We start from the raw sequence: 4,546 nt of genomic DNA, 5'->3' as shown, positions 1-4,546 counted from the left end.
GACCCGCTCGGCGGGCAGCGACAGCCGCAGCCCGTCAGGGATCTCGGTCCGGGCGGCGCCGTCGATCGAGGCGCGCCACCGGGCCGTACGCTCGCGCGGTCCGTCGCCCGTCAGCGAACAGGCCACCGGTGCCGTACGCCACCGCCCCGCCTCCCCCTCGGCGTCCTGACCGTTGGGCGGAGGATCCACGTCCACGGGGTGCGCGGGGCCGGGAGCGACCGGTTCGAGCAGGCCGCATCCAGGATCGCAGCGGCTGGTACGGTCCGGCAGCGCGTCCAGGTGCTCGACCGCGGTGCGGAGCGAGGCGGTGAACGCTGACAGCTCGGCCGTACGGGCTTCGGCCTCGTCCAGCCGAGCGCCGATCCGCGGCCTCAGGTCGGCCTTCACGTCCTGACAGGCCCCCGCCTCCCACACCCCGAGCAGTTCGCCGATCTCCTCCAACGGCAGACCGAGGCGCTTGGCCGCGCCGATGAACGACAGGCGCTCGACGGAGTCCTCGCGATAGACGCGGTAACCGGCCGGGGTCCGGCCGGCCGGCAGCAGACCCGCGCCCTCGTAGAAGCGCAGTGTGGTGGCCGGGACGCCGCAGCGTTCGGCGAGCTGGGAGATCCGCATCGTACTCACGCCCCCGAAGCTAAGCCTTCGACCCGGCTCGAAGGTCAAGCGCGGTTCAGCCCGGAAGCCGGACACGCCTGACAGCCGGAGATTCGCGGGGCGTCTCTCAGGTGGTCGCGTGACAGCGGATGCGGTCGATCATCGCGTTCAGGACAGCTTCCAGTGCGGTGGTGTCGCGGCGCGCCTGGGTCATCAGCAGGCCGCCCTGAAGGGCGGTGAGCAGTGCCAGGGCCAGGAAGTCGGGGTCCGCGTCCTCGCCGAGTTCGCCCCGGGCCTGCATGGCTCGCAGGCCGTCGCGGATGGCGTCCTCCCACTGTCCGTAACCGGCCACGATCTCCGAACGGGCCTCCGGGTCGCGGTCGGACAGCTCGACCGACAGGGACCCGATCGGGCAGCCGCCCTCGCAGCCGCCGGCGTGCTGGGCCTCGACAATCGCGTCCCGCCACGCCTCCAGCGCCTCGAAGCTGTCGAGACGGCTCAGCAGCGGCCGCTGAAAGCTCAGGACGTACTCGGTCTGGTGCGTGATGACCGCCTGGACGAGGGACCTCTTGTCGCCGAAGTAGTGGTAGAGCTGGGAGGGGCTGGTCACCCCGGCCGCCTTGATCACATCTTCGGTACTGGTCCCCGCCACCCCGCGCTCGAACATCAGCTTCGCGGCTGCCGCCACGATGCGGTCACGAGTGGCCCGCCCCTTGGGGGTCAGGCGCTGCGGAGCGGTGCTTGTCTTCATCCGGCCAGGGTAGCAAATATCTAGAGCACGTACTCTATACTCCGCCGGCCCGCACTTTCCGACGCGGACGGCTCGCCATCTCCCGTATCGCCGCGTCCGCGGCGGTCAGCGAATCGGCTGCCATCTCCTTGAACCGGGCCAGTCGCGGAACGAGGTCGGCGATGGTCATCTCGGCCCGCACGATGTGTACATCCGTCTCCCTGATCCCCAGGTTGCCGAAGTACGCGCGCAGGTAAGGCATCTGGAAGTCGAAGCCGTGGCGAGGGGTGCCGGGACCGTAGGCCCCTCCGCGGGTGAGGACCGCGACGACCTCGGTGCCGGCCAGCAGCGGGGTGCCGGTGTCCGGGTCGGTGAAGGCGGCGGGGAAACTCACCCGGTCGATCCAGGCCTTGAGCGCCGCGGGCACGGAGAAGTTGTACATCGGGGCGCCGATGAGCACCGTGTGCGCGGCCAGCACGTCGCTCAGCAGCGGCTCGGTGAGGGCCCATTCGCGTTCCTCGTCGGGGCCATCGACGAGCCCGGACACCTTCTCCGGCGGGACACCGCCGTGCTGCTCGATCCGGCGGCCGAGGGCCGTGTAGGCGTGGGTGATCGGCGGTACGGGGTCGGCGGCCAGATCCCGGTACCGGTAGCCGTCGCCGCCGTGCCGCTCGCGCCAGATGTCCGCGTACAGCGAGGTCAAACGCCTGCTGATGGAGCCGTCGTGGTGACTGGCGCTGGAATCCAGACGCAGCAGGCCCGGGTTGTCGATCATGTCAGCCTCTCCTGGTGTCACCTCTGATCGCCAGAGGACGTCATCAGGGGGACGGGGCGCGACGAGGAAAGGTGACCGATGTACGAGCAGGACGGGCCCGGCGGCCACGACGCGCTGGCGGAACGTTTCGAAGCGCACCGCGGCCGCCTGCGCGGGGTCGCCTACCGGATGCTGGGTTCCGCTTCCGAGGCCGACGATGCCGTGCAGGAGGCGTGGCTGAAGCTCAGCCGTGTCGATCCCGGCGGCATCGGGAATCTGACCGGCTGGCTGACGACCGTGGTGTCCAGGGTGTGCCTGGACATGCTGCGTTCGCGCCGGTCACGCCCGGAGGAGCCGATCGGGCAGCGGATGCCGGACGACATCGGCGCCGAGGCGGTCGACGGGGGCGGTCCCGAGGACGAGGCGGTACTGATCGAGTCGGTGGGCCGGGCGCTGCTGGTGGTCCTGGACAGGCTGGGTCCCGCCGAGCGGATCGCCTTCGTGCTGCACGACATGTTCGCCGTACCGTTCGACGAGATCGCCCCGATCGTGGACCGCACCCCGGTCGCCACCAAGAAACTCGCCAGCCGCGCCCGCCTGCGGGTACGCGGCAACCCCGTTGTGCCGGGGCCCGAGTTGGACCGGCACCGGGAGGTCGTCGAGGCTTTTCTCGCGGCGGCCCGTGGTGGCGACCTCGACGCGCTGCTCGGGGTGCTGGCCCCCGATGTCGTACGCCGCTCCGATCCGGCGGCCGTGCCACCGGGCGCGGCGGCCGAGGCGCGCGGTGCGCGGACGGTGGCGCGGGAGACCGTGATCCTGGCCGGCCGTGCGCAAGCTGCCGCCCTGGCGCTGGTGAACGGCACTGTCGGAATCGTCGTGGCCCCGGGCGGCCGACTGGTCATCGCGCTGCTGCTCACCGTCGAGGACGACCGGATCGCCGAATACGAGGTCATCGCCGACCCGGCCCGCCTCCGCGCACTGGACGTGGCGGTCCTCGGCGACTGAGCGGGTGGCGAGGCGGATACGTGTGGCGACCGGGGCCCGGACCACATCGAAGGTGTTGTGCCCAGCCGGCTCGCTTGATTGACCTCAACCTTGGTTCATGTACGAGGCTCCACGTCAGGGGGCGTCAGCCACGTCCGCCACGATTCAGGACGATCAAGGAGTTCTCGTGACGACAGAGACAGTGACCCGATGGATCGAGCAGCACGCCCACCCTCTTACCACCGTGGACCCAGGGGCCCCCTTACTGGATCTCCTGCCCTTGGCCGACCTGGTACGCGACGCCGACGTCGTAGCCCTCGGTGCCTCGACCCGCCAGGCCCACGAACTGTCCGCTGTCGCCCACCGGGTGGTCCGGCTCCTTGTCGAGCACCTGGGGTTCCGCTCGCTGGCTCTGGAAGGCGATGACGCGGCACGGCTTGGACTCGACGAATACACCAGAGGCGGAACGGGAGACCCTCAGGCACTGTTGGCCGGCGCCCGGTCGTTCTGGCAGACCGAGGAACTCCTCGACGTCATCCGATGGATGCGCTCGTACAACCACCGTCATCCGGGCGACACGGTTCGCTTCGTCGAGGATCTCGGCCGTCCCCGGACACCGGCATCCGGGCTGGACGGCCTCGCCGGTCTCCAACGGAACCTGGCCGAGAGCGTGATCCGGTGGCATGAAGATTCCGGCGACAAGATCGTCTACTGGGGCGGCCTCGCACACACCGCCAACGGCGGTTCGGGGACCAGCTATTCCGCGTCTCCGGCGATGACACACCGGAACACGGGCAGCTACCTACGGGAGCGTTTCGGCGCGCGTTACGTATCCATCGGCCTGACGTTCCATCACGGCGCGGCTCCTTACCCCATCCCCTCCCCACCGCCGGATTTCGCCGACGCCACCTTGGGGAGCACCGATCTGGACGCCTATCTCCTTGACCTGCACACCGAAGCCCCCGCTTCTGTACGGGCATGGCTCGACGCCCCGACCAGAACTCGCATGATCGGCCCCGTCTACGACCCGGCCGACAACGACGCCTACCGTCTTTCCGGCGGATCGCCGGCGGACTGGTTCGACGCCGTCATCCACACCCAAGTGGTCACCCCAGTGCGTGTGATCGGGCGCCCCTCGGACTGAGCGGCACAACGCGCCGGGCAGCCGTCACCGGCCGCGCACCGAGGCAGGCGGGCGGATCCTCGGAATCGCCATGCTGCCCCGCTGACTCGTCGCCGGGGTGCGCCACGGCCTTCGCGGGTCGTTTCGCTCTGCCTCGCGGCGGGGAACAGGGGACGGGTAAGGCGGGCACAACCACCGGACGTTACGCGGGACTTCATCTTGGGGGATCTTCCGGCGGCCGGGCGCCGGATCTAACCTCACGTTGCTCCTCCCCCGTCCCCCCGCACCCGGAGGTAAAGCCGTGTCCGGCTTGTCCGCACGACTGTCCGTCTCCCGCCGCTCCCGTACCGCTGTCGCCGCC

5 protein-coding genes are annotated in these 4,546 nt (G+C 70.2%); 2 read left to right on the top strand and 3 right to left on the bottom strand.

Features of this window, described 5'->3' with window-relative positions:
- The 3 genes from QR77_RS39280 to QR77_RS39270 all read right to left on the bottom strand — a co-directional run.
- Positions 1-615 (bottom strand): MerR family transcriptional regulator (locus QR77_RS39280; protein WP_040026698.1); only part of this gene is annotated, 615 nt, incomplete at its 3' end.
- A gap of 106 nt (positions 616-721) precedes the next feature.
- Positions 722-1,345 (bottom strand): TetR/AcrR family transcriptional regulator, encoded by a 624-nt coding sequence (locus tag QR77_RS39275; RefSeq protein WP_040026697.1) that lies wholly within the window; start codon positions 1,343-1,345, stop codon positions 722-724.
- 34 nt (positions 1,346-1,379) lie between these two features.
- On the bottom strand, positions 1,380-2,099 hold the full coding sequence (locus QR77_RS39270) for an NAD(P)H-dependent oxidoreductase (RefSeq protein WP_052489428.1): 720 nt from the start codon (positions 2,097-2,099) through the stop codon (positions 1,380-1,382).
- Between the two features lie 78 nt (positions 2,100-2,177).
- On the opposite strand from QR77_RS39270, the gene QR77_RS39265 reads away from it, so the two are divergent.
- Both QR77_RS39265 and QR77_RS39260 read left to right on the top strand, forming a co-directional pair.
- A complete protein-coding gene (locus QR77_RS39265) occupies positions 2,178-3,083 on the top strand; it encodes a sigma-70 family RNA polymerase sigma factor (RefSeq protein WP_040026696.1) in 906 nt (301 codons plus the stop codon).
- A gap of 166 nt (positions 3,084-3,249) precedes the next feature.
- Positions 3,250-4,206: an erythromycin esterase family protein gene (locus QR77_RS39260; protein ID WP_040026695.1), complete on the top strand. Its 957-nt coding sequence runs from the start codon at positions 3,250-3,252 to the stop codon at positions 4,204-4,206.
- Positions 4,207-4,546: the final 340 nt, after the last annotated feature.

Origin of the sequence: Streptomyces sp. 150FB (assembly GCF_000818195.1) — a bacterium.
Classification (GTDB): Bacteria; Actinomycetota; Actinomycetes; order Streptomycetales; family Streptomycetaceae; genus Streptomyces.
Note: the sequence above shows the minus strand (reverse complement) of the source record. Positions and strands in the feature narration are given on the sequence as shown.

Bases quoted from the DNA above. Each gene is read 5' to 3' on its own strand.
- QR77_RS39275 (WP_040026697.1), bottom strand. From the start codon at position 1,345: ATGAAGACAAGCACCGCTCCGCAGCGCCTGACCCCCAAGGGGCGGGCC.
- QR77_RS39270 (WP_052489428.1), bottom strand. From the start codon at position 2,099: ATGATCGACAACCCGGGCCTGCTGCGTCTGGATTCCAGCGCCAGTCAC.
- QR77_RS39265 (WP_040026696.1), top strand. From the start codon at position 2,178: ATGTACGAGCAGGACGGGCCCGGCGGCCACGACGCGCTGGCGGAACGT.